The sequence below is a fragment of the Embleya sp. NPDC050493 genome (genome assembly GCF_044458105.1).
Classification (GTDB): Bacteria; Actinomycetota; Actinomycetes; order Streptomycetales; family Streptomycetaceae; genus Embleya.
On record NZ_JBITHP010000002.1, the window covers coordinates 674,796 to 694,882 of the forward strand.

22 protein-coding genes are annotated in these 20,087 nt (G+C 72.4%); 20 read left to right on the forward strand and 2 right to left on the reverse strand.

Annotation, left to right across the window (positions count from 1 at the left end; all coding sequences use genetic code 11):
* The first annotated feature begins 26 nt into the window (after positions 1-26).
* The 12 genes from hisD (at position 27) to ACIBM5_RS06285 (ending at position 9,818) form a co-directional block, all read left to right on the forward strand.
* Complete coding sequence (gene hisD / locus ACIBM5_RS06230) at positions 27-1,382, forward strand: histidinol dehydrogenase (protein ID WP_396005643.1); 1,356 nt, start codon at positions 27-29, stop codon at positions 1,380-1,382.
* A complete protein-coding gene (locus ACIBM5_RS06235; RefSeq protein WP_396005644.1) occupies positions 1,379-2,476 on the forward strand; it encodes a histidinol-phosphate transaminase in 1,098 nt (365 codons plus the stop codon). Before hisD ends, ACIBM5_RS06235 begins: the two co-directional genes overlap by 4 nt.
* Positions 2,477-2,497: 21 nt before the next feature.
* Positions 2,498-3,094: an imidazoleglycerol-phosphate dehydratase HisB gene (gene hisB / locus ACIBM5_RS06240; RefSeq protein WP_396005645.1), complete on the forward strand. Its 597-nt coding sequence runs from the start codon at positions 2,498-2,500 to the stop codon at positions 3,092-3,094.
* On the forward strand, positions 3,091-3,246 hold the full coding sequence (locus tag ACIBM5_RS06245) for a hypothetical protein (protein ID WP_170222315.1): 156 nt from the start codon (positions 3,091-3,093) through the stop codon (positions 3,244-3,246). Before hisB ends, ACIBM5_RS06245 begins: the two co-directional genes overlap by 4 nt.
* A gap of 4 nt (positions 3,247-3,250) precedes the next feature.
* Positions 3,251-3,889, forward strand: a complete 639-nt coding sequence (hisH, locus tag ACIBM5_RS06250) for an imidazole glycerol phosphate synthase subunit HisH (RefSeq protein ID WP_391582613.1) — start codon at positions 3,251-3,253, stop codon at positions 3,887-3,889.
* Between the two features lie 98 nt (positions 3,890-3,987).
* Positions 3,988-4,722, forward strand: a complete 735-nt coding sequence (gene priA / locus ACIBM5_RS06255; RefSeq protein WP_391582612.1) for a bifunctional 1-(5-phosphoribosyl)-5-((5-phosphoribosylamino)methylideneamino)imidazole-4-carboxamide isomerase/phosphoribosylanthranilate isomerase PriA — start codon at positions 3,988-3,990, stop codon at positions 4,720-4,722.
* Positions 4,719-5,132: a RidA family protein gene (locus tag ACIBM5_RS06260; RefSeq protein WP_391582611.1), complete on the forward strand. Its 414-nt coding sequence runs from the start codon at positions 4,719-4,721 to the stop codon at positions 5,130-5,132. The genes priA and ACIBM5_RS06260 overlap by 4 nt, the downstream gene beginning before the upstream one ends.
* Positions 5,129-5,890 (forward strand): imidazole glycerol phosphate synthase subunit HisF, encoded by a 762-nt coding sequence (hisF, locus tag ACIBM5_RS06265; protein ID WP_396005647.1) that lies wholly within the window; start codon positions 5,129-5,131, stop codon positions 5,888-5,890. The genes ACIBM5_RS06260 and hisF overlap by 4 nt, the downstream gene beginning before the upstream one ends.
* Positions 5,891-6,019: 129 nt before the next feature.
* Positions 6,020-6,586 carry a helix-turn-helix domain-containing protein gene (locus tag ACIBM5_RS06270; protein WP_396005648.1) on the forward strand — a complete coding sequence of 189 codons (567 nt, stop codon included), beginning with the start codon at positions 6,020-6,022 and terminating at the stop codon, positions 6,584-6,586.
* Between the two features lie 100 nt (positions 6,587-6,686).
* On the forward strand, positions 6,687-7,970 hold the full coding sequence (locus ACIBM5_RS06275) for an MFS transporter (protein WP_396005650.1): 1,284 nt from the start codon (positions 6,687-6,689) through the stop codon (positions 7,968-7,970).
* Between the two features lie 63 nt (positions 7,971-8,033).
* A complete protein-coding gene (locus tag ACIBM5_RS06280) occupies positions 8,034-8,912 on the forward strand; it encodes a septum formation family protein (RefSeq protein ID WP_391582607.1) in 879 nt (292 codons plus the stop codon).
* A 312-nt stretch (positions 8,913-9,224) separates the two neighbouring features.
* Positions 9,225-9,818, forward strand: a complete 594-nt coding sequence (locus ACIBM5_RS06285; RefSeq protein ID WP_396005651.1) for a septum formation family protein — start codon at positions 9,225-9,227, stop codon at positions 9,816-9,818.
* An 85-nt stretch (positions 9,819-9,903) separates the two neighbouring features.
* Here the strand turns inward: ACIBM5_RS06285 and ACIBM5_RS06290 are convergent, their stop codons facing one another.
* Complete coding sequence (locus tag ACIBM5_RS06290; protein WP_396005652.1) at positions 9,904-11,757, reverse strand: ABC transporter ATP-binding protein; 1,854 nt, start codon at positions 11,755-11,757, stop codon at positions 9,904-9,906.
* Positions 11,754-13,571 (reverse strand): ABC transporter ATP-binding protein, encoded by a 1,818-nt coding sequence (locus ACIBM5_RS06295; protein WP_396005653.1) that lies wholly within the window; start codon positions 13,569-13,571, stop codon positions 11,754-11,756. Before ACIBM5_RS06295 ends, ACIBM5_RS06290 begins: the two co-directional genes overlap by 4 nt.
* A gap of 302 nt (positions 13,572-13,873) precedes the next feature.
* Between ACIBM5_RS06295 and ACIBM5_RS06300 the strand changes: the two genes are divergently transcribed.
* From ACIBM5_RS06300 to ACIBM5_RS06335, 8 genes are all read left to right on the forward strand, one after another.
* Positions 13,874-15,031, forward strand: a complete 1,158-nt coding sequence (locus ACIBM5_RS06300) for an alpha/beta hydrolase (protein ID WP_396005655.1) — start codon at positions 13,874-13,876, stop codon at positions 15,029-15,031.
* Positions 15,032-15,108: 77 nt separating this feature from the next.
* Positions 15,109-15,759, forward strand: coding sequence for a TIGR03085 family metal-binding protein (locus ACIBM5_RS06305; protein WP_396005657.1), 651 nt, complete (start codon positions 15,109-15,111; stop codon positions 15,757-15,759).
* A gap of 43 nt (positions 15,760-15,802) precedes the next feature.
* Positions 15,803-16,180, forward strand: coding sequence for a phosphoribosyl-AMP cyclohydrolase (gene hisI / locus ACIBM5_RS06310; RefSeq protein ID WP_396005659.1), 378 nt, complete (start codon positions 15,803-15,805; stop codon positions 16,178-16,180).
* 70 nt (positions 16,181-16,250) lie between these two features.
* Positions 16,251-17,804 (forward strand): anthranilate synthase component I, encoded by a 1,554-nt coding sequence (locus ACIBM5_RS06315; RefSeq protein ID WP_396005660.1) that lies wholly within the window; start codon positions 16,251-16,253, stop codon positions 17,802-17,804.
* A 51-nt stretch (positions 17,805-17,855) separates the two neighbouring features.
* The gene (locus ACIBM5_RS06320; protein ID WP_396005662.1) at positions 17,856-18,611 is read left to right on the forward strand and encodes a TIGR02234 family membrane protein; all 756 of its coding nucleotides are present in this window, start codon (positions 17,856-17,858) and stop codon (positions 18,609-18,611) included.
* A gap of 115 nt (positions 18,612-18,726) precedes the next feature.
* Positions 18,727-18,936: an HGxxPAAW family protein gene (locus ACIBM5_RS06325; RefSeq protein ID WP_391582598.1), complete on the forward strand. Its 210-nt coding sequence runs from the start codon at positions 18,727-18,729 to the stop codon at positions 18,934-18,936.
* Positions 18,937-19,116: 180 nt separating this feature from the next.
* Positions 19,117-19,518 carry a CD225/dispanin family protein gene (locus ACIBM5_RS06330; protein WP_396005663.1) on the forward strand — a complete coding sequence of 134 codons (402 nt, stop codon included), beginning with the start codon at positions 19,117-19,119 and terminating at the stop codon, positions 19,516-19,518.
* A gap of 28 nt (positions 19,519-19,546) precedes the next feature.
* On the forward strand, positions 19,547-19,978 hold the full coding sequence (locus ACIBM5_RS06335) for a DUF2752 domain-containing protein (RefSeq protein ID WP_396005664.1): 432 nt from the start codon (positions 19,547-19,549) through the stop codon (positions 19,976-19,978).
* The last annotated feature ends 109 nt before the right edge of the window (positions 19,979-20,087 follow it).

The window sequence follows — 20,087 nt, forward strand, 5'->3', positions numbered from 1 at the left end:
TCCGGGCCGTCTCTACACTGGGGCAGGTGATCTCCCGTATCGACCTGCGCGGTCCCGCCTCGCGGGCTGTCCTGGACAGCCCCGCCGCACTGCGCGACGTGTTGCCCCGAGCCGAACTCGACGTCGAGGCGGCCCTGGAGAAGGTGCGCCCGATCTGCGAGGACGTGCGTCATCGCGGCGTCGAGGCGCTGATCGAGATCACCGAGCGCTTCGACGGTGTGCGACTGACCGACATCCGGGTGCCCACCGAGGCGATCGCCGCGGCGCTGGACACCCTCGCGCCCAAGGTGCGCGCGGCCCTGGAGGAGTCCATCCACCGGGCCCGGCTCGTGCACCGCGAGCAGCGCAGGCGCGACGTCACCGTGCAGGTCGTGCCGGGCGGCACGGTCACCGAGCGGTGGGTCCCGGTCGAGCGGGTCGGGCTGTACGTACCGGGCGGCAAGGCCGTCTACCCGTCCTCGGTGATCATGAACGTGGTCCCCGCGCAGGAGGCCGGCGTCGCCTCGATGGCGATCGCCTCGCCGCCGCAGGCCGACTTCGGCGGGCTGCCGCACCCGACCATCCTGGCCGCGTGCGCGCTGCTCGGGGTGGACGAGGTGTACGCGGTCGGCGGCGCCCAGGCGGTCGCGATGTTCGCGTACGGCGCGGGCTCGTGTGCGCCGGTGCGCCTGGTCACCGGTCCCGGCAACATCTACGTCGCCGCCGCCAAGCGGCTGCTCAAGGGCCGGATCGGGATCGACGCCGAGGCCGGCCCGACCGAGATCGCCGTGCTCGCCGACGCCACCGCGGACGCCGGGCACGTCGCGGCCGACCTGATCAGCCAGGCCGAGCACGACACGCTGGCCGCGTCGATCCTGGTCACCGACTCGGAGGCGCTGGCCGACGCGGTGGTCGCGGAGCTCAAGCGTCGGGTGGACGCCACCCGGCACCGCGAGCGGGTCACCGAGGCGCTGGCCGGCCGGCAGTCCGGCATCGTGCTGGTCGACTCGGTGGACGACGGCCTGCGAGTGGTGGACGCGTACGGCGCCGAGCACCTGGAGATCCAGACCGCGGATGCGGCCGGGGTCGCCGCGCGCGTGCACAACGCGGGCGCGATCTTCGTCGGCGCGTTCGCGCCGGTCTCGCTCGGCGACTACTGCGCCGGGTCCAACCACGTGCTGCCCACCGGCGGTTGCGCATGCCACTCCTCGGGCCTGTCCGTGCAGTCCTTCCTGCGCGGCATCCACGTCGTGGACTACTCGCGCGCGGCGCTGGCCGACGTCGCCGAGCACGTGAGCGTGCTCGCCGACGCGGAGGACCTGCCCGCGCACGGCGAGGCGGTGCGGGCCCGGTTCGGGACGGGCGAGCTGGCCGGTCTCGCCGCCTGGGAGGAGGGCCGATGACCGACCTGGACAGCCTGCCGATCCGGGACGAACTGCGCGGTCAGTCGCCGTACGGCGCACCGCAGTTGAACGTCCCGGTCCGGCTGAACACGAACGAGAACCCGTATCCGCTCCCGGACGCCCTGGTGGCCCGGATCGCCGAGCGGGTCGCCGTCGCCGCGCGCGACCTGAACCGCTACCCGGACCGGGACGCGGTCGAGCTGCGCACCGCGCTCGCCGGATACCTCTCCCGGACCGGCGGCCACCCGCTGACCGCGGACCGGGTGTGGGCGGCCAACGGCTCCAACGAGGTGCTCCAGCAACTGCTCCAGGCGTTCGGTGGCCCGGGACGCACCGCGCTGGGCTTCGACCCGTCCTATTCCATGCACGCGCTGATCGCGCGCGGCACCGGTACCGGGTGGATCTCCGGCATGCGGGACGGGGACTACCGGATCGACCTCGACGAGGCGCTGGCGCGGATCGCCGAGCACCGGCCCAACGTGGTCTTCCTGTGCTCGCCGAACAACCCGACCGGCACCGCGCTGGCCCGCGAGGTGGTCGAGCGGGTCTACGACGCCGCGCAGGCCGCCCGGCCGTCGCTGGTGGTCGTGGACGAGGCGTACGTCGAGTTCGCGCACACCGACTCGCTGCTGCCGCTGCTCGTCGGCCGGCCGCATCTGGTGATCACCCGCACGATGTCCAAGGCGTTCGGGGCGGCCGGGCTGCGGCTGGGCTACCTGGCGGCGGACGCGGCCGTGGTGGACGCGGTCCAGCTGGTGCGCCTGCCCTACCACCTGTCGGCGGTCAACCAGGCCACCGCGCTGGCTTGTCTGGAGTTCGAGGACACCCTGCTCGGCTACGTCCGCGAGCTCAAGGGGCAGCGCGACCGGCTGGTCGTCGAACTGCGCGCGCTGGGCTGCGAGGTGACCGACTCGGACGCCAACTTCGTGCAGTTCGGCCGGTTCGAGGACCCGCACGCGGTCTGGGCGAGGATTCTCGAACACGGGGTCCTGGTCCGCGACAACGGGGTCCCCGGCATGCTGCGCGTGACCGCCGGCACGGACGCCGAGAACACGGCCTTCCTGGATGCGATGCGTCACGTCCTGAAGGACTGAGAGAAAGTCGGAATCACCGTCATGGCAAGAACCGGTCGCGTCGAACGCGCGACGAAGGAAACCTCCGTCGAGGTCGGGATCGACCTCGACGGCTCGGGGAAGGTCGACGTCGCGACCGGCGTCGGCTTCTTCGACCACATGCTCGACCAGCTCGGCAAGCACGGCCTGTTCGACCTGACCGTCAAGACCCGCGGCGACCTGCACATCGACGCGCACCACACGATCGAGGACACCGCGCTCGCGCTCGGTGCCGCGTTTCGCCAGGCGCTCGGCGACAAGAAGGGCATCCGCCGGTTCGCGGACGCGTCCGTGCCGCTGGACGAGGCGCTCGCGCAGGTCACCGTCGACCTGTCCGGTCGGCCGTACCTGGTGCACTCGGAGCCGGCCGGTATCGCGCCGATGATCGGTCCGGACTACGACACCACGATGACCCGGCACATCCTGGAGTCGTTCGTCGCCCAGGCGCAGATCTGCCTGCACGTGCACGTGCCCTACGGGCGCAACGCGCACCACATCGTGGAGGCCCAGTTCAAGGCGCTGGCCCGGGCGCTGTCCGACGCGTGCGTGCTCGACCCGCGCCGGGCCGGCGTGATCCCCTCCACCAAGGGCGCGCTGTGAGCACCGGGGCGATGGTCCTGATCGTGTTCGGGCTCTTCCTGGTCGGCGGGTGCATCTCGTTCGTCAAGCAGGGACTGCCCAAGAGTGTGATCGCCCTGCTCGCCGTCGGCGCGTTCTTCTCGATCGCGGCCGGCGTCCTGAAGATCGGATAGGCACGTGCCCAAGAAGGTCATCGTCCTCGACTACGGCTTCGGGAACGTGCGCTCGGCCGAGCGGGCGCTCGCGCACGCCGGCGCCGACGTCGAGATCAGCGCCGACCACAAGGCCGCGCTGAACGCCGACGGACTCCTGGTGCCCGGCGTCGGCGCGTTCGCCGCGTGCATGGAGGGCCTCAAGGCGGTCCGCGGCGACACCATCGTGGACAAGCGGCTCGCCGGCGGCCGGCCGGTGCTGGGCATCTGCGTCGGGATGCAGATCCTGTTCGCGCGCGGCGTCGAGCACGGCGTGGCCACCGAGGGCTGCGCGCAGTGGCCCGGCACGGTCGAGCGGCTGGCCGCGCCGGTGGTGCCGCACATGGGCTGGAACACCGTCGAGGCACCGGCGACCAGCGTGCTGTTCGAGGGCGCCGACGCCGACACGCGGTACTACTTCGTGCACTCCTACGCGGTGCGCACGTGGGAGATGCCGGTGGTCCAGGACGGCCCGCACATTCCGCCGGACGTCACCTGGAGCACGCACGGCACGCCGTTCGTGGCCGCCGTCGAGAACGGCGCACTCAGTGCCACCCAGTTCCACCCGGAGAAGTCCGGCGAGGCCGGCGCGCAACTGCTGCGCAACTGGCTCGCGACCCTGTAGCCGCGCCCGGGCGGTCCCGCCTCCCGGCCCCACCCGCCACGTTCCGTCGCGCCCGTGAACGCACCGTCCGTTACGAACAGTTGAGGATCGCAACCGCCATGACGCAGACCCACCGCCTCGAACTGCTGCCCGCCGTCGACGTCGCCGACGGCCAGGCCGTGCGCCTGGTCAAGGGCGAGGCCGGGTCGGAAACCTCCTACGGCGACCCGCTGGCCGCCGCGCTGGCCTGGCAGAGCGCCGGCGCCGAGTGGATCCACCTGGTCGACCTGGACGCCGCGTTCGGCAAGGGCAGCAACCGCGAACTGCTCGCCGACGTGGTCGGCCGGCTCGACGTCCGGGTCGAGCTGTCCGGCGGCATCCGCGACGACGCCTCGCTGGAGGCGGCGCTGTCCACCGGCTGCCGGCGGGTCAACCTGGGCACCGCGGCGCTGGAGTCGCCGGACTGGGTGCGCTCGGCGATCGCCCGGTACGGGGACCGGATCGCGGTCGGCCTGGACGTGCGCGGCACCACGCTGGCCGGGCGCGGCTGGACCCGCGAGGGCGGCGAGCTGTTCGAGACGCTGGCCCGCCTGGACGCGGACGGCTGCGCGCGCTACGTGGTCACCGACGTGAACAAGGACGGCACGCTGACCGGCCCGAACCTGCAGCTGCTGCGGGACGTGTGCGCGGCCACGGACCGCCCGGTGGTGGCCTCGGGCGGGGTCTCCTCGCTGGCGGATCTGCGTGCCATCGCCGAACTGGTGCCGCTGGGTGTGGAAGGCTCGATCGTCGGCAAGGCGCTGTACGCCCAGGCGTTCACCCTCGAAGAGGCGTTGGAGGCGGTGTCCCGGTGACGGGAAGCGACAACTCGGGCAACATCGAGCGATATTCGTCGGGCGGGCGGTGGGAGGAGTCCTTCGGCTACTCGCGCGCCGTCGCGGTCGGCGAATACGTACACGTGTCGGGCTGTACCGCGATCGTCGAGGGCAACCTCGCGCACGAGGGCGACCCGCACCACCAGACACTCGCGGCGTTCCGGATCGCGTTGGACGCGCTGGAGCACTTCGGGCTGGGCCCGGCGGACGTGGTGCGCACCCGGATGTTCATCACGCACGCCCGCGACGCGGACGACGTGGGCCGCGCGCACGGCGAGTTGTTCGCCGAATCCCCACCCGCCGCGACGATGGTCGTGGTGGCCGGCCTGATCGACTCGCGGATGCTGGTCGAGGTCGAGGTCGACGCGTACCGGGGGAGGACCTCGTGACCCTGGCCGTACGGGTGATCCCCTGTCTGGACGTGGACGCCGGCCGGGTGGTCAAGGGCGTCAACTTCCAGAACCTGCGGGACGCGGGCGACCCGGTCGAGATGGCCCGGGTGTACGACGCCGAGGGCGCGGACGAACTGGTCTTCCTCGACATCACCGCGTCCTCGGGCAACCGCGAGACCACCTACGACGTGGTGCGGCGCACCGCCGAGCAGGTGTTCATCCCGCTCACCGTCGGCGGCGGGGTGCGCGCGGTCGAGGACGTGGACAAGCTGCTGCGCGCGGGCGCGGACAAGGTGGGCGTGAACACCGCGGCCATCCAGCGCCCCGAGCTGATCGCCGAGATCGCGGACCGGTTCGGATCGCAGGTGCTGGTGCTCTCGGTGGACGCGCGCCGCCGCCGGGACGGCACTTCGGGCTTCGAGGTGACCACGCACGGCGGGCGCACCGGCACCGGCATCGACGCGGTCGAGTGGGCCGCGAGGGCGGCCGAGCTGGGTGCGGGCGAGATCCTGCTCAACTCGATGGACGCGGACGGCACCAAGGACGGCTACGACCTGGAGCTGATCCGACTGGTCCGGGCCGAGGTGGGCATCCCGGTGATCGCCTCCGGCGGCGCGGGTGCGCCGGAACACTTCGTGCCGGCCGTGGAGGCGGGTGCGGACGCGGTGCTCGCGGCCAGCGTGTTCCACTTCGGGATGTTGCGGATTCCGCAGGTCAAGGACGTGTTGCGGGCGGCGGGGCAGCCGATCCGCTGAGTGCCCGCGCCCGAGCGCTTGCCCGAGGAAGCCGACCGCACCCGCGGTCGGCTTTTTCGTCGGCGAATGCGAAGGCCTTCTTGCGAAAGACTTATTGCGAAAGCATATTTTCGAATCTAGGATGAGGCCATGAGCGAGCAGCCGCCGGTGCGCCGGATGATCAGGGACGTACAGACGCTCAAGGTGTTCACCCACCCGCTGCGGATCACGGTGTTGCGGATGCTGCACGCCGGCGGTCCGGCCACCGCGTCGATGCTGGCCAAGCGGGTCGACGCGACCCCGGCGCTGGTCAGCTACCACGTGCGCACGCTGGCCGGACACGGCTTCGTGGTCGAGGACCCCGAGCACGCCGAGGACGGGCGCGAGCGCTGGTGGAAGGTGGTCGAGGACCTCACCTTCTCGTTGGGCGACTTCGCCGAGGACCGGGTCGGCCGGGACCTCTCCGCGAGCATCGCTCGGGTGCTGGGTTCGCAGTCCGAGGACCGCTACCGGCGCTTCCTGGACGAGATGGAGTCCTGGGGCGCGGAGTGGTCGGGAGCGGCCTTCAGCGGCGCACCCACGCTCCGGCTGACCGCCGCCGAACTGCGCGAACTGGCGGGCGCCATCGGGGAACTCGTGGACGGCTACCGGAACCGGGAGAGCCCCGGCGCCGAGCACGTGGAGATCTACTACCGCGGCTTCCCGTTCCGCATGTGAGGGACCCGGAGCCGCCGGCACCTCCCGCGCACCACGACCGCACGGTTCGCGTGCACCAGGCGCAGCACACGCAGATCACGTCATCGGAACGGGGACGACCATGGCCGTCACGAGCACCGCCGCCGCGCCCGCGCGGCTCGCCCATCGCGACCCGCGCGTACTGGCCTGGCTCGGCGCCTACACCGCGTCCCTGATCGGTGATCAGGTCTGGTTCCTCGCGCTGTCGTGGACCGCGGTGCGCAGCGGCGACGCCACGCAGGCCGGTCTGGTGCTGGCCGCCGGGTCGCTGCCGCGGGCCCTGCTGATGTTGCCGGGCGGTGCGATCGTGGACCGGTACGGACCGCGCCGGGTGGTGATCGGCAGCGACCTGGTGCGCTGCGTGGTGATGCTGGTGGCCGCGCTCGCGGTCGCGGCGAGCAGTCCGGCGATCTGGCTGCTGGTGGCGATCGCGCTGGTGTTCGGCGCGGTGGACGCGTTGTTCATGCCCGCCGTCGGCGCGTTGCCGGTGCGGCTGACCACGCGCACCCAACTGGTCCGGGTGCAGGGGATGCGCTCGGTGTCCCAGCGGGTGGCCACGGTGGTGTCCGCGCCGATCGGCGGTGCGGCGCTGGCATGGGGCGACGCCGAGTCGGCCTTCCTGCTCGACGCGGCCCTGTTCGCGCTCTCCCTCGTGCTGCTGTGGCGACTTCGCCCGGGGCCCCTTCCGGAGGCCGAAACGGGCGTCGAGGAGCCCGAGTCGGGCCTGTGGGAGGGCCTGCGCTACGTGGCTCGGCATCCAGTGTTGCGCCCGCTGTTGGTGGTCACCGCGCTGATGGAGGCGGGCTTCGCCATCCCGATGAACATCGGCATCGTGCTGCTCGCCGACGACGCGGGCTGGGGGCCGGGCGGGATGGGCCTGGTGCTGGGCGCGTGGGGGATCGGCGCGGCGATCGGCGCCCTGGGACTGACCGTTGCCGGCCGGGTGCCGCGTCCCGGACTCCTGCTGCCGGTGGGCATGTCGGTGATGGCCACGAGCCTGGTCGGCCTGGGCTACGCGTCCCGGATCGGGGTCGGGGTGGCCTGCGCGGCGGTGCTGGGCATCGCCACCGGCGTGGTCGGCGGCTCCGGGAACGCCCTCGTGCAGACCGCCTGCGCACCCGGCGCGCTGGGCCGGGTCACCGCGATCCAGATGCTGGTCGGGGTCGGCCTGATCCCGCTGTTGTACCCCGTCGGCGGCCTCGTCGCCTCGGCCCACGGACCCTCGACGGTGTTCGCCGCGGGCGCCGGCGCGATGCTCGTGGGGGTGCTCGTGGCCGTGGTGAGCGGACCGTTTCGCCGGCGGTCCCCGGCCGGTGGAGGTGAAATCGGGTCACGGAAGGATTCCGGTCCCACAACGATCATCTGACTCGGAGTCAAGTAGTTGGGCCCGGTCGAGCGGTGGCTTCACCCGATCAGGCAGGCTAGGCACATGACGACGCCGCCATCACCCGGACAGGGTGGCTACCCCGGCTATGGACAGCAGCCAGGCCAGGGTTATCCGAGCAATCAGCCGTACCCGGGGCAGCAGTACCCGCAGGGCGGCCAGCAGTATCCGCAGGGCGGTGGGCAGTATCCGCCGCCGCAGAGCCCGTACGGCGGCTCCCCGCAATACCCGGGGGCCGGCGGCGGACCGCAGTATCCCGGCAACTACGGCGGCGGAGGCTACGGCGGCGGCATGCCGCCGGGGCCCAACCAGGGCGGCTCCGGCAAGGGCCCGCTGATCGCCGTGGTGATCGCCGCGATCGTCGTGGTCGGCGGCATCATCGCCACGCTGGTGGTGGTGCTGGGCGGCGACGACAAGAAGGACAAGACCGCCTCTCCCACGAACAGCGCGACCGGCTCGGCGAGTTCCTCGCCGTCGAGCAGTGCGAGCGCGAGTGCGCCGCCCACCACGCGCCCGACCACCTCGCGTCCGACCACGCCCCGGACCACCGCGTCCGGCACGGCGGACCCGGACCTGCCCTCCGAGGTGCAGTACGTGGACCTGTCCAAGGGCGACTGCGTCACCCTGGACACCACCTCGGGCACCATCGACAAGAAGTCCTGCACCAGCACGCACAACGGCGAGGTCATCATGACCTTCGAGCTGAGCGGCAGCACCTACCCGGGTGAGGCCTCGATCACGGATCAGACCGAGTCGAAGTGCACCCCGGCGATGAATACGGCGGTCGGCGGACGGTCCGACGCCTCGCAGTTCACCTTCACCTACACCTACCCCAAGCAGCCGGGGTGGGACATCGGCCGCCGCAAGGTGACCTGCATCGCGAAGTACAAGTCGGGGCAGACACTCACCAAGCCACTGCGCTGACCCGGGCGCTCGGCCCTTGGGGGAGGGATCGATCCGATGAGCACTCCCGGCGGATATCCCGGCGGTAATCAAGGCGGCGGCTACGGCGGGGGAGGGTACGGCGGAGGAGCCGGGGGCTATCCCGGCGGACCCGCGGGCCCACCGGCCGCAGGGCCACCCCCGGCGAACCCGCCCTACGACGGCCCGACGATCGGCGGCCCGCCGTACGGAGGCGGCGGCCCGCCGTACGGCGGTGGTCCGCCCTACGGCGGCCCTCCTCCCTACGGCCCGGGCGGCCCCGGCGGCCCGTCCGGCGGCCGCGGGAGCGGACGTGTGGTCGCGATCGTGGTGGTCGTCGCCCTGGTCATCGCAGGCGGCGTGATCGCCCTGGTGCTGAGCCTGGGCGGGGACGACAAGAAGGACGACAAGGCGGGCCCGGCGGACACCACGGCCGAGTCCACCACCAGCGCACCGCCGACCGTCCCGGAGCCGACCACGGACTCGCCGGAGCCGCCCTCCACCGAGCCGCCGAGCACGGAGCCTCCCGGAACTCCGGTGGCCACCAACTCCAACGGCAGCGTCGCGGTCAAGAAGGTCCCGCTCAGCCCGGGCGACTGCATCGCGTTCGTCACGGGCAGCACGGACGTGAACAAGGTCGCGTGCACGAGCCCGCACGACGGCCAGCACGTCAAGAACGTCGCGCTGCCGGACGGCACCTGGCCCGGCGACGCGGAGATGGACACGAAGGCGTCCGCGGTGTGCAAGCCGATCGCCGAGCCGGTGATCGCTCGGCAACCGCAGGCCGACGAGCTGACCTGGTTGTACATCTATCCGAAGGAATCCGGCTGGAGCGGCGGCGACCGCGAGGTCCAGTGCCTGGTCTCCTACACGGACGAGACCAAGAAGCTGACGGCACCGCTGAAATAGCGACCGGTACGGGAAACGTCCTCGAACGTCGGACGAGCCGGAATCGGCCCGTCCGGCGTTCGAGGACGACCGGCCGCGGGTCGGTTCAGCGAGGGGCCGTCTTCTGCTGCGCCATCCACGAGGCATGCAGCCGCGCATAGATCCCGCCGGCCGCGACCAGGCGGGTGTGCGGGCCGCGCTCGACCAGCTTTCCGGCGTCGAACACGAGCACCTCGTCGGCCGATTCGGCGGTGGACATCCGGTGCGCGATGAACACCGCGGTGCGGCCCCGGGTCAGCCCGTCCAGGGCCCGCCCGATCCGCACCTCGGTGGCCGGGTCGACGGCCGACGTCGCCTCGTCCAGGACCAGCAGGTCCGGGTCGGCAATGTAGGCCCGCACCAGCGCGACCAACTGCCGCTCGCCCGCCGACAACGACTCGCCGCGCTGCCCCACCGGAGTGTCCAGGCCCGCGGCCAGCCCGGCCAGCCAGTCGGCCAGGCCCAGATCGGTGAACGCGGTGCGAATGGCCGCGTCGTCCGCGTCCGGCCGGCCGTACCGCACGTTCTCGCGCAGCGTGGCGTCGAACAGGAAGCCCTCCTGCGGCACCATCACCACCCGGGCACGCAGCGACGAGAAGCGCACCCGGGGCAGTTCGACGCCGTCCAGGAGCACCCGGCCCTCGTCCGGATCGACCAGCCGGGTCAGCAGCTTGGCGAACGTGGTCTTGCCCGAACCGGTCTCGCCGACCACCGCGACCCGGGTCCTGGGCGCGAGCGTCACGTCCACGTCGTGCAGGATCCGCGGCCCGCCGGGATAGCCGTACGAGACGTGGTCGAACGCGACCTCGACCGGGCCGCGCGGGAGCACCTCGCCCGCCTCGCCCGGGTCGGCGATGTCCGGCTCCGCGTCCAGCACCTCCAGCACCCGACGCCAACCCGCGAGCGCGTTCTGCGCCTCGTTGAGGATCTCCACGCCCATCTGTACCGGGCCCACGAACAGCGTGACCAGGAACAGGAAGGCGACCAGTTCGCCGACGCTGAGCTGCCCGTCGATGCCCAACCACACGCCCACCACGACCACGAGCCCGTTGGCCAGGCCGACCACGAACTCGCCCATCGGGAAGGTCAGCGCGACGAACAGCTGGGCGCGGGTCTGCGCGTCCCGGTGCGCGTTCACCGACTCGTCGATGCGATGCGCGGTGCGCTCCTCGATGCCGTGCGCACGCACGATCGCGGCGCCCACGACCGGCTCCGCGATGGCGCCGAGCATCCGGCCCATGGCCACCCGTACGTGCGAGTAGGCCGCGGCGATGCGCTTTTGCACCGCCCGCATGAAGAAGTACAGCGGCGCGAAGCACACCCACACCAACAGCGTGAGCTGCCACGAGTAGACGAACATCAGCACCGTCACCAGCGCGATCTGCCCGACGCTGACGATCAGCAACAGACCGCCGAACTGGATGAACCGGCTGATCGTGTCCACGTCGCCGGTCACCCGCGAGACCAGCGAGCCACGCTTCTCGGACTGCTGGTGCAGCGTGGACAGGTCGTGGATGTGCCGGAACGCGGCCACCCGCAGGGTGGACAGGCCGCGCTCGCTGGTGCGGTACAGGCGCACGTTCATCGCGTACGCGGACACCGCGGTGACCACCACCGCGAGTGCCGCGACCGCGGCCATCGTGCGCACCACGGTCAGGTCGGGACCGGCGTCGGCGCGCAGCCCGCGGTCGATGGTCTGCTGCACGGCCAGCGGCACCACGATCCGCCCGGCCGTGCCGACCACGGCGAGCAGCAGCGTGACGATCAGGCCCTCGGTGAACTCCGGGGTCATGCGCAGGCCGCGGCGCAGCACGGCGAGGCCGGACTCGGCGGGCCCGACGGAGTCGGGGTCGGCGCCGATGCGCGACCCGGGTTTTTGGTTCGGCTCGGGCGCCTTGCGCACGACGGTGGCGATACTCATGAAGCCGTGGCCTCCTCGGCCTCGCTGACGTCGATGTCGATGTCCTCGTCCACGCCCTCGCGCGCGGCCCGCTCGTAGGCGTTGACCAGCCGGCGGTAGCCCACCGAGCGGTCCAACAGCTCGTGATGCGGGCCGCGATCGAGCACCCGGCCGGCCTCGACGTAGATCACCTCGTCGGCGAGCGCGATGGTGGCCTTGCGGTAGGCGACCACGACCACGGTCGCCGGTCCCGCGTCGCGCAGCCCGTGCAGGATGGCCGCCTCCACCCGCGGGTCCACGGCCGAGGTCGCGTCGTCCAGGACCAGCAGGCGCGGCCGGCGCACCAGCGCCCGGGCCAGCGCGATCCGCTGGCGCTGCCCACCGGAGAGCGTGGTCCCGCGTTCGCCCACCTGGGTGTCCAGGCCCTCGGGCAGCGCGGTCACGAAGTCGGCCTGGGCGATCCGCAGCGCCTCGTGCACCGCCGCGTCGTCCAGGTCCAGACCCAGGGTGATGTTGTCGCGCACGCTGTCGTCGAACAGGAACGCCTGCTGCGGGACCAGCGCGGCGGTGGCCGCGACCCCGCCGCGCCGATAGTCGCGCAGGTCGGTGCCGTCCAGCAGGACCCCGCCGTCGAGCGGATCGACCAGGCGCACCAGCAGCGACACCAGCGTGGACTTGCCGGAGCCGGTCGGCCCGACGATCGCGATGGTGCGCCCGGGCTCGACGTCGAAGGCCACGTCGTGCAGCACGTCGGTGTCGTCGGTGTAGCCGAAGCGCACCGCGCGGGCCTCCAGACGGGCCGGACCGGCCGCGGAGTTGCCGCCCGCGATCGTGCCGTAGGCGTGCTCGCCCTCCGCGTCCAGCACCCCCTTGACCCGGTCGAAACCGACCACCGAGCGCGGCATGTCGCCCAGCAGCCAGCCGATCGCCCGGACCGGGAAGGCCAACAGGGTGAACAGGTAGGCCACCTGCACCAGATCACCGGGAGCCAGGTTCCCGTGCGAGACCCGCACCGTGCCGACCACGAGCACCAGCAGCACACCGAAGCTCGGCAGCGCCTCCAACATCGGGTCGAACAGGGCCCGGACCCGGCCCACCGCGATGTTCGCGTCGGCCAACTCGCGCGAGGCGGCGGCGAAGCGGGTGGTCTCCTCGGTCTCCCGACCCAGCGTCTTGACCACCAGCGCACCGTCGAAGCTTTCGTGCGCGATCTCGGCGACGTCGGCGCGCAACTCCTGCGCGCGCATCGCCAGCGGACCCTGCTTGCGCTGGTAGATCACGTTGAGCACGGCGATCGCCGGGAAGATCACGAAGCCGACCAGCGCGAGCGCCCAGTCGGTGAGCACCATCGAGATCGCCGCGACGAACAACATCACCACCACGCCGGTGGCCATCGGCAGCGGCGCGACCGGGTTCCAGGCCGCCTCGACGTCGGCGTTCGCGTTGGACAGCAGCGTCCCGGTGGGGTGGCGGTGGTGCCACGCGAGCGGCAGACGCAGGTACTGCCGGGTGACCCGGCGCCGGTAGGTGGCCTGAAGGCGGTACTGCATCACGCCCGCCCACAACCGGCGGCCGATCACCCCGAACGCCTTGAGCAGCGCGATCCCGAACACCGCCGCGAACGCGCCGACCAGCGCGCCGGCCGTGGTCCGACCGTCCCGGAAGGCCGGGATGATCACGTCGTCGGTGACCCGGCCGAGCACCAGCGCCGAGCCGACGGTCATCACGCCGTACACCGCGCTCGCACCCACCGCGGCGGCGAAGATCCTGGGTTCCTCGCGGATCGCCACGCCGAGTACGCGCAGTCCTTGTCGCAGCACGACCTTGTCCGCCACGGGGCTCACTTTCACGGGAATCCGGCCGCCGCGAACGGGGCAGTCCGACAGGGTTGTCCAAAGATGGTTGTCCAATGAAAGTACAAGGCGCCCACGACGGTCCCGATTCCCGTCCGGACCCTCGATTCGACCCGGATCGATCGGCGCGCCTCGGCTTGGAGTGGATCTTTCCCGCATGTCACCCTGTTTCGGGCGCTCCCGCCGGACCGGCCGGAGTGTGCCCCGCCCACGCAACCGAACCCCGGGCCGGCCGCGTCTTTAGGGCGTGCCCTGACCATGATCGACAGACCGAGGACGCCGCTGTGGGCCTCACCAGCCTCAAACTGATAATCCTGCTCGGCGTCGTCGCGTTCGCGGCAGCCGCCGCCGCCGTGTTCTTCTGGCCCAAGTTGTCCCGCCAGGGGGTGCTGCCGATCCTGGGACGGATCGGCATCCTGCTGAGCACGCAGGTGTTGCTGATGGCCACCGTGGCGGTGATCGGCAACCGCTACTTCGTCTTCTACACGACCTGGGACGACCTGCTCGGGCACACCGGCAAGCCCGTCGTGAACTTCGGCGCCGCCGGCCCCGGCGACGTGCCCAAACTGGTCAAGGAGAACGGGACCGAGACGATCGACGTCCCGCAGGGCAAGAACCCGCAGGCCGCGGGGCAGATCATGCAGGTCGACGTGGCCGGCCGGCGCAGCGGCATGGGCTCCCCGGCGCTGGTGTACCTGCCGCCGCAGTACTTCCAGGCCCAGTACAAGGACCGGCGCTTCCCCGTCGTGGTCGTGCTCACCGGCTACCCCGGCAACGAGCGCAACCTGGTCACCCGTCTGGAACTGCCCAAGTTCGCCGCGAACGAGATAGCCGCGGGTCGGGTCCAGCCCACCATCTACGTGATGATGAGACCGAGCGCCGGCGCCAACCGCGACACCGAGTGCACCGACGTGCCCGGCGGACCGCAGGTGGGCATGTTCTTCAGCCAGGACCTGCCCGAGGCGATCAGCCAGGCCTACCGGGTCGCGCCCGGAGCGCGCGGCTGGGCCATGCTCGGCGACTCCACCGGCGGCTACTGCGCCGCCAAGCTGGCCATGCTCAACTCGGACCGGATCGGCGCGGGCGTCGCACTGTCCGCCGACTACGGCGCGCCGATGGACGGCGACACCGGCGACCTGTACGGCGGCAGCAAGGCGTACCGCAACCAGAACGACCTGATGTGGCGGCTGAGGAACATGCCGATGCCGCCGGTCAGCCTGCTGCTCACCAGCAGCGAGAGCGGCGAGCCCAACCTGCCCGAGACCAGGGAGTTCCAGCGGTTGGCCAAAGCGCCGCTGAAGGTGGACACGCTGGTGCTGCCCACCGGCGGACACAACTTCAAGACCTGGCAGGCGGTGCTGCCGGACGCGCTGCGCTGGCTGAGCGCGCAGCAGAAGAGCGATCAACCCAAGGATTCCGCCCCGGTGGCCGCCTCGCCCTGACACCCGCGCCGCCACGATCCGCCGGATCGCGACCCGGTTGTCTTGACCGCGCCCGGTGCGGGCCGAAGGATCGGCACATGCCGACATCCCACGCTCGCACCGAACGCGCCGCACTCGCCGAACTGCTGCGCGTCCTGGGCCCGGACGCACCGACCCTGTGCGCGGGCTGGACCACCCGCGACCTCGCGGCCCACCTGGTGGTCCGCGAGCACCGCCCCGACTCGGCGCCGGGCATCATGCTCGCGCCGCTCGCGAGCCACACCGAGAAGGTCCGGCTGCGGCAGGCGGCCAAGCCGTACGAGCAGAGCGTGCGGCAGGTCGCGGACGGCCCGCCGAAGTTGTCCGTGTTCGGCATCCCCGGCGTGGACGCGGCGGCCAACACGATGGAGTACTTCATCCACCTGGAGGACGTACGCCGGGCCCAATCCGGCGGCGCCGAACCGCGCGAACTGGACCCCGAACTCACCGAGATCCTGTGGAAGCGGGCCAGGGGCGCCGCACGGATGGCGCTGCGCGGCGTCCCGGTGGGCGTGGCGCTGCGCCGCACCGACACCGCGACCGGGCAACCCGCGCAGACCGTGCACAAGGGCACGCCCGTGGTGACGCTGAGCGGACACCCCGGCGAGCTGCTCCTGTACCTGTTCGGCCGCAAGGACCAGGCCCGGGTCGAGATCGAGGGCGAAGCGGCCGCGATCGAGACCCTGCGTACGGCCCGTACCGGCCTGTGAACGCCCGACCGAGCGGCCCGCGTCGGTCTGCGACAATGCGCGCATGACCGGTGCCCCCCACCCGCCCGCGCGGCCGTCCGACCTCGACCCGACCATCGCCGCGCGCCTCAAGCGCGACCCCGACGGCCTGATCGCCGCCGTGGCGCAGGCCGCCGACACCGGCGAGGTGCTGATGGTCGGCTGGATGGACGACGAGGCGCTGCACCGCACGCTGACCACCGGCCGATGCACCTACTGGAGTCGCAGCCGGCAGGAGTACTGGGTCAAGGGCGACACCTCCGGCCACGTGCAGAAGGTCCGCTCGGTCGCGCTCGACTGCGACGGCGACGCCGTGCTCGTGCGGGTCGAGCAGACCGGCGCCGCGTGCCACACCGGCGACCGCACCTGCTTCGACGCGGACGTCCTGCTCGTCTCCGACTGACCGCCGCCGGTGCCGGGCCCGTGTGGCCCCGGCTCCGCCCGACCTCGCCGCCCGGGAGATTGCGCACGCCATGACCACCGGAACCGTCACCCCCGACCTCGACACCTTCCGGACGCTCGCGCGCGACCGGCGGGTCATCCCCGTCACCCGGCGCTTCCTGGCCGACGGCGACACCCCCGTGGGCCTGTACCGCAAGCTCGCCGCCGAGCGGCCGGGCACCTTCCTGCTCGAATCCGCCGAGAACGGCCGTTCGTGGTCGCGCTATTCGTTCGTGGGCGTGCGCAGCGCGGCGGTGCTCACCGAGGCGGCCGGGCGGGCCCGCTGGCTGGGCACCCCGCCGGTGGGCGTGCCGGTGGACGGCGATCCGCTGGAGGTGCTCCGGGCCACCGTGGCCGCGTTGCACACCCCGCACGGCGTCCCGGGCCTGGAACTGCCGCCACTGACCGGCGGGATGGTCGGCTACCTCGGCTACGACGTGGTGCGCCGGCTGGAGCGGCTGCCGGACTCGGCCGTGGACGACCTGCACGTGCCCGAGTTGATGATGTTCCTGGCCACCGACCTGGCGGTGCTCGACCACGTGGACGGCAGCGTGCTGCTGATCGCCAACGCGATCAACCACGACAACCGCGCGTCCGGCGTCGACGACGCCTATCACGCGGCGGTGGCCCGGCTGGACGCGATGACCGCCGACCTGGCCCGGCCGACCGGTTTGGCCGCGGCGGCGTTCGAGCGCGGCGCGGTCGCCGAGGCGGTCGGCCCGTGGGGCTCGACCGCCTATCGCAAGGCGGTGGAGGCGGCGAAGGAGGAGATCCGGGCCGGCGAGGCGTTCCAGATCGTGCTGTCCCAGCGCTTCGAGATGCCCACCGAGGCCGGTGCCCTGGACGTGTACCGGATCCTGCGCGCGACCAACCCCAGCCCGTACATGTACCTGTTCCGGCTGCCGGGTCCGGACGGCGGCGCCGAGGGCGGCTTCGACGTGGTCGGCTCCAGCCCCGAGGCGCTGGTCAAGGTCGAGGACGGGCGCGCGATGCTGCACCCGATCGCGGGCACCCGTCCGCGCGGCGCCACCCCGGCCGAGGACGCCGACCTGGCCGAGGAGTTGCTCGCCGACCCCAAGGAACGCGCCGAGCACCTGATGCTCGTCGACCTGGGCCGCAACGACCTGGGCCGGGTCTGCGCGCCCGGCACGGTCGAGGTGATCGACTTCATGTCGGTCGAGCGGTACAGCCACGTGATGCACATCGTGTCCACCGTGGTGGGCGAGTTGGCCCCGGGCCGCACCGCGTTGGACGTGTTCGCCGCGTGCTTCCCGGCGGGCACCCTGTCCGGCGCGCCCAAGCCGCGCGCGATGGAGATCATCGAGAACTTCGAGCCCACCCGGCGCGGCCTGTACGGCGGTTGTGTGGGCTACGTCGACTTCGCCGGCGACCTGGACACCGCGATCGCGATCCGTACCGCGCTGATCCGCGACGGCGTGGCCTACGTCCAGGCCGGAGCGGGTGTGGTCGCCGACTCCTCGCCCGAGGCCGAGGACGTGGAATGCCGCAACAAGGCGGCCGCGGTGCTGCGCGCGGTGGCCATCGCGGCGACGCTCGAACCGGCGCACGACGTCCGGCCCGGGTAGGCCCGCGAACCCCGGGTCGGGCCGCCGCGAGGCGTGGGTCATGCTGGTGACATGAGCGACGCGAGGACCGAGGCCGGCGCAGCGCGCGCCGGCACCGAGACCGACGACCGAGCGGCCGGCGAACCGGCGGGCGCTGCCGCGGGGCGGGCGGCGGAGCCGGGCGAGGCACAATCCGTCGAGGCGGGGTCGGTCGAGGCGGGGCCGGTCGAGGACCGGGCGCTGCGCGAGCGCAGGGCCGCCCGGCGCGAGTTGACCGTCACGGTCCTGCTCGCCCTGGTCGGCGCGGCCCTGGTGCTCTCGGTGGCCGGCCGCACCTGGGCCGAGGGCACCGCACCGGTGCACGGCTCGCGGATCGCGGTACACGCGAGCGGCAACGCGATCAACAAGGCGACCTCCGCGTTGGCCCTGCTCGGGCTCGCGGGCGGCCTCGCGGTGCTCGCCACCCGGACGATCGGCCGGACCGCGATCGGTGCCCTGGTGACCCTGGCCGGGATCGGTGTCACGGTGCTGGCCGTGCGGGGCGCGGGCGACACGTCGGCGGTGAACTCCGAGGCGGCGGGCAAGGCGGCCGTCGAGGGGGTCCGCGCGGTGGACGTGAGCCACACGATCTGGCCGTGGTTCGCGGCCGTGGGCGGCGTGCTGATCCTGCTCGCGGGCCTGCTCGTGGTGCTTCGGGGCCGGCGCTGGCCCGGTATGTCCAACCGCTACGAGGCCCCGGCGGGCAAGGCGGTCGCCGCCAAGCGCGGCCCGGCCACCAACGCCGACCTGTGGAACGCGTTGGACCGGGGCGAGGACCCCACGCGCTGAGCACTGCTCCCGACGGGTGACAATAAGAATCGCGCGGTTGTGATCGCGGCGCCCCGAACGGCGTCACGGCAACCGCGCCCACGCGTGTGAAATGTGAAGCCGAAGGAGTTGAGCGATGTCGTCGCAAGCCGGAAACCACGGCAGCACCCCCGCCGCCTGGACCGTGACCATACTGGCGCTGATCGGCTGCACGATCTCCGGCGTCGCGATGATCGCGGCCAATGTGATGTTGTTCTGGGCCGGTGCGGCCGTGGTCCTGGTGGGCTGCGTCGCCGGTGCGGGCATGCGGATGGGTGGTCTGGGCGCGGCACCCGCGCGTCGCTGACGTCCGGCTTCGGCCTCGCGTGTGGCCGGGCCGGACCATCCGGCCTCGAGCGCCGGCCCGGCCGATTCGGCTTCGAGCGTCGGTCGGGCCGGTGGGTTCGCCCGGTCGGCGTTTGCGGCGGTGGGCTCGGTGCTGTTCTAGGGTGGGCGTGCCGTTGCGGCGCTACGCCGAGGGGGGAATGTGGCCTACGGCTACCCGGGGGCTCCCGGTGGCGGTGAGGAGCGTTCGGATCGGACGCGGGAGTGGAACGCGCCGGCCCGGCCGTTCGGGCACGCCATGCCGTACGGGCCGCCGACCACGCCGCCGCCCGCCGGTCCGCCGCCCGGCCCACCGGAGAACTACCTCGCGTGGGCGATCGTGGCGACCGTCTTCTGCTGCTTCCTCGCGGGTGTGCCCGCGCTGCTCGCGGCGACCAGTGTCAACGAGCGTTGGCACCGCGGCGACGTGGCCGGTGCCCGGCTCGCCTCGTTGCGGGCCCGCAACTGGACCATCGGCACGGTCCTGCTCGGCGTGATCTTCTGGACCACCTGGATGGTCGGCGTCTTCCTTCTCGGCTGGAAAGACACGCTGGGTGACCTCTGACGGCGCACCCCGACGGCACAATGGGCCGATGACCACCCCGGCCCGCCCCGCGCCCGGCACCGGCTTCCGGCTGCGCAACCTCGGTCTGCCCGCCGCGAGCCTGGCCCTGCTCGCCGCCGCGACCACCTGGGTGGGACTGGTCGATCCGCGCGAGAGCGGCCACTATCCCCCCTGTCCGTATCTGGTGGTCACCGGCCTGGCCTGCCCCGGCTGCGGCGGGTTGCGGTGTGTGCACGCGCTCACCCATCTCGACCTGTCCGCCGCGCTGGGCTACAACGCGCTGGCGGTCGCGCTGTTCCCGCTGATCGGCCTGTTGTGGCTGCGCTGGGCGGTGCGTACCGCGCGCGGCGAGCCGCGCCGGGGGTTGGCCGATCCCCGGGCGCTGTGGGGCCTGCTCGTGGTCGTGCTGCTCTTCTGGGTCGTCCGGGACCTGCCGTTCGGCGCCCCGCTCGCGCCCTGACGCACAGTGACGACCGGTGATTCGCCGGCCGGACCGTGCGCACGAACCCACCGTGCGACGCCGTATGCTGCCCCCACCTCTTCGGCGGTGCGGCGTGGACGGGTCTGTT

Bases quoted from the DNA above. Each gene is read 5' to 3' on its own strand.
- ACIBM5_RS06280 (WP_391582607.1), top strand. From the start codon at position 8,034: ATGACGACGCCGCCATCACCCGGACAGGGTGGCTACCCCGGCTATGGA.
- hisB (WP_396005645.1), top strand. From the start codon at position 2,498: ATGGCAAGAACCGGTCGCGTCGAACGCGCGACGAAGGAAACCTCCGTC.
- ACIBM5_RS06270 (WP_396005648.1), top strand. From the start codon at position 6,020: ATGAGCGAGCAGCCGCCGGTGCGCCGGATGATCAGGGACGTACAGACG.
- ACIBM5_RS06235 (WP_396005644.1), top strand. From the start codon at position 1,379: ATGACCGACCTGGACAGCCTGCCGATCCGGGACGAACTGCGCGGTCAG.
- ACIBM5_RS06325 (WP_391582598.1), top strand. From the start codon at position 18,727: ATGTCGTCGCAAGCCGGAAACCACGGCAGCACCCCCGCCGCCTGGACC.
- ACIBM5_RS06290 (WP_396005652.1), bottom strand. From the start codon at position 11,757: ATGAGTATCGCCACCGTCGTGCGCAAGGCGCCCGAGCCGAACCAAAAA.
- ACIBM5_RS06305 (WP_396005657.1), top strand. From the start codon at position 15,109: ATGCCGACATCCCACGCTCGCACCGAACGCGCCGCACTCGCCGAACTG.
- ACIBM5_RS06320 (WP_396005662.1), top strand. From the start codon at position 17,856: ATGAGCGACGCGAGGACCGAGGCCGGCGCAGCGCGCGCCGGCACCGAG.
- ACIBM5_RS06335 (WP_396005664.1), top strand. From the start codon at position 19,547: ATGACCACCCCGGCCCGCCCCGCGCCCGGCACCGGCTTCCGGCTGCGC.
- hisI (WP_396005659.1), top strand. From the start codon at position 15,803: ATGACCGGTGCCCCCCACCCGCCCGCGCGGCCGTCCGACCTCGACCCG.
- ACIBM5_RS06315 (WP_396005660.1), top strand. From the start codon at position 16,251: ATGACCACCGGAACCGTCACCCCCGACCTCGACACCTTCCGGACGCTC.
- priA (WP_391582612.1), top strand. From the start codon at position 3,988: ATGACGCAGACCCACCGCCTCGAACTGCTGCCCGCCGTCGACGTCGCC.
- ACIBM5_RS06275 (WP_396005650.1), top strand. From the start codon at position 6,687: ATGGCCGTCACGAGCACCGCCGCCGCGCCCGCGCGGCTCGCCCATCGC.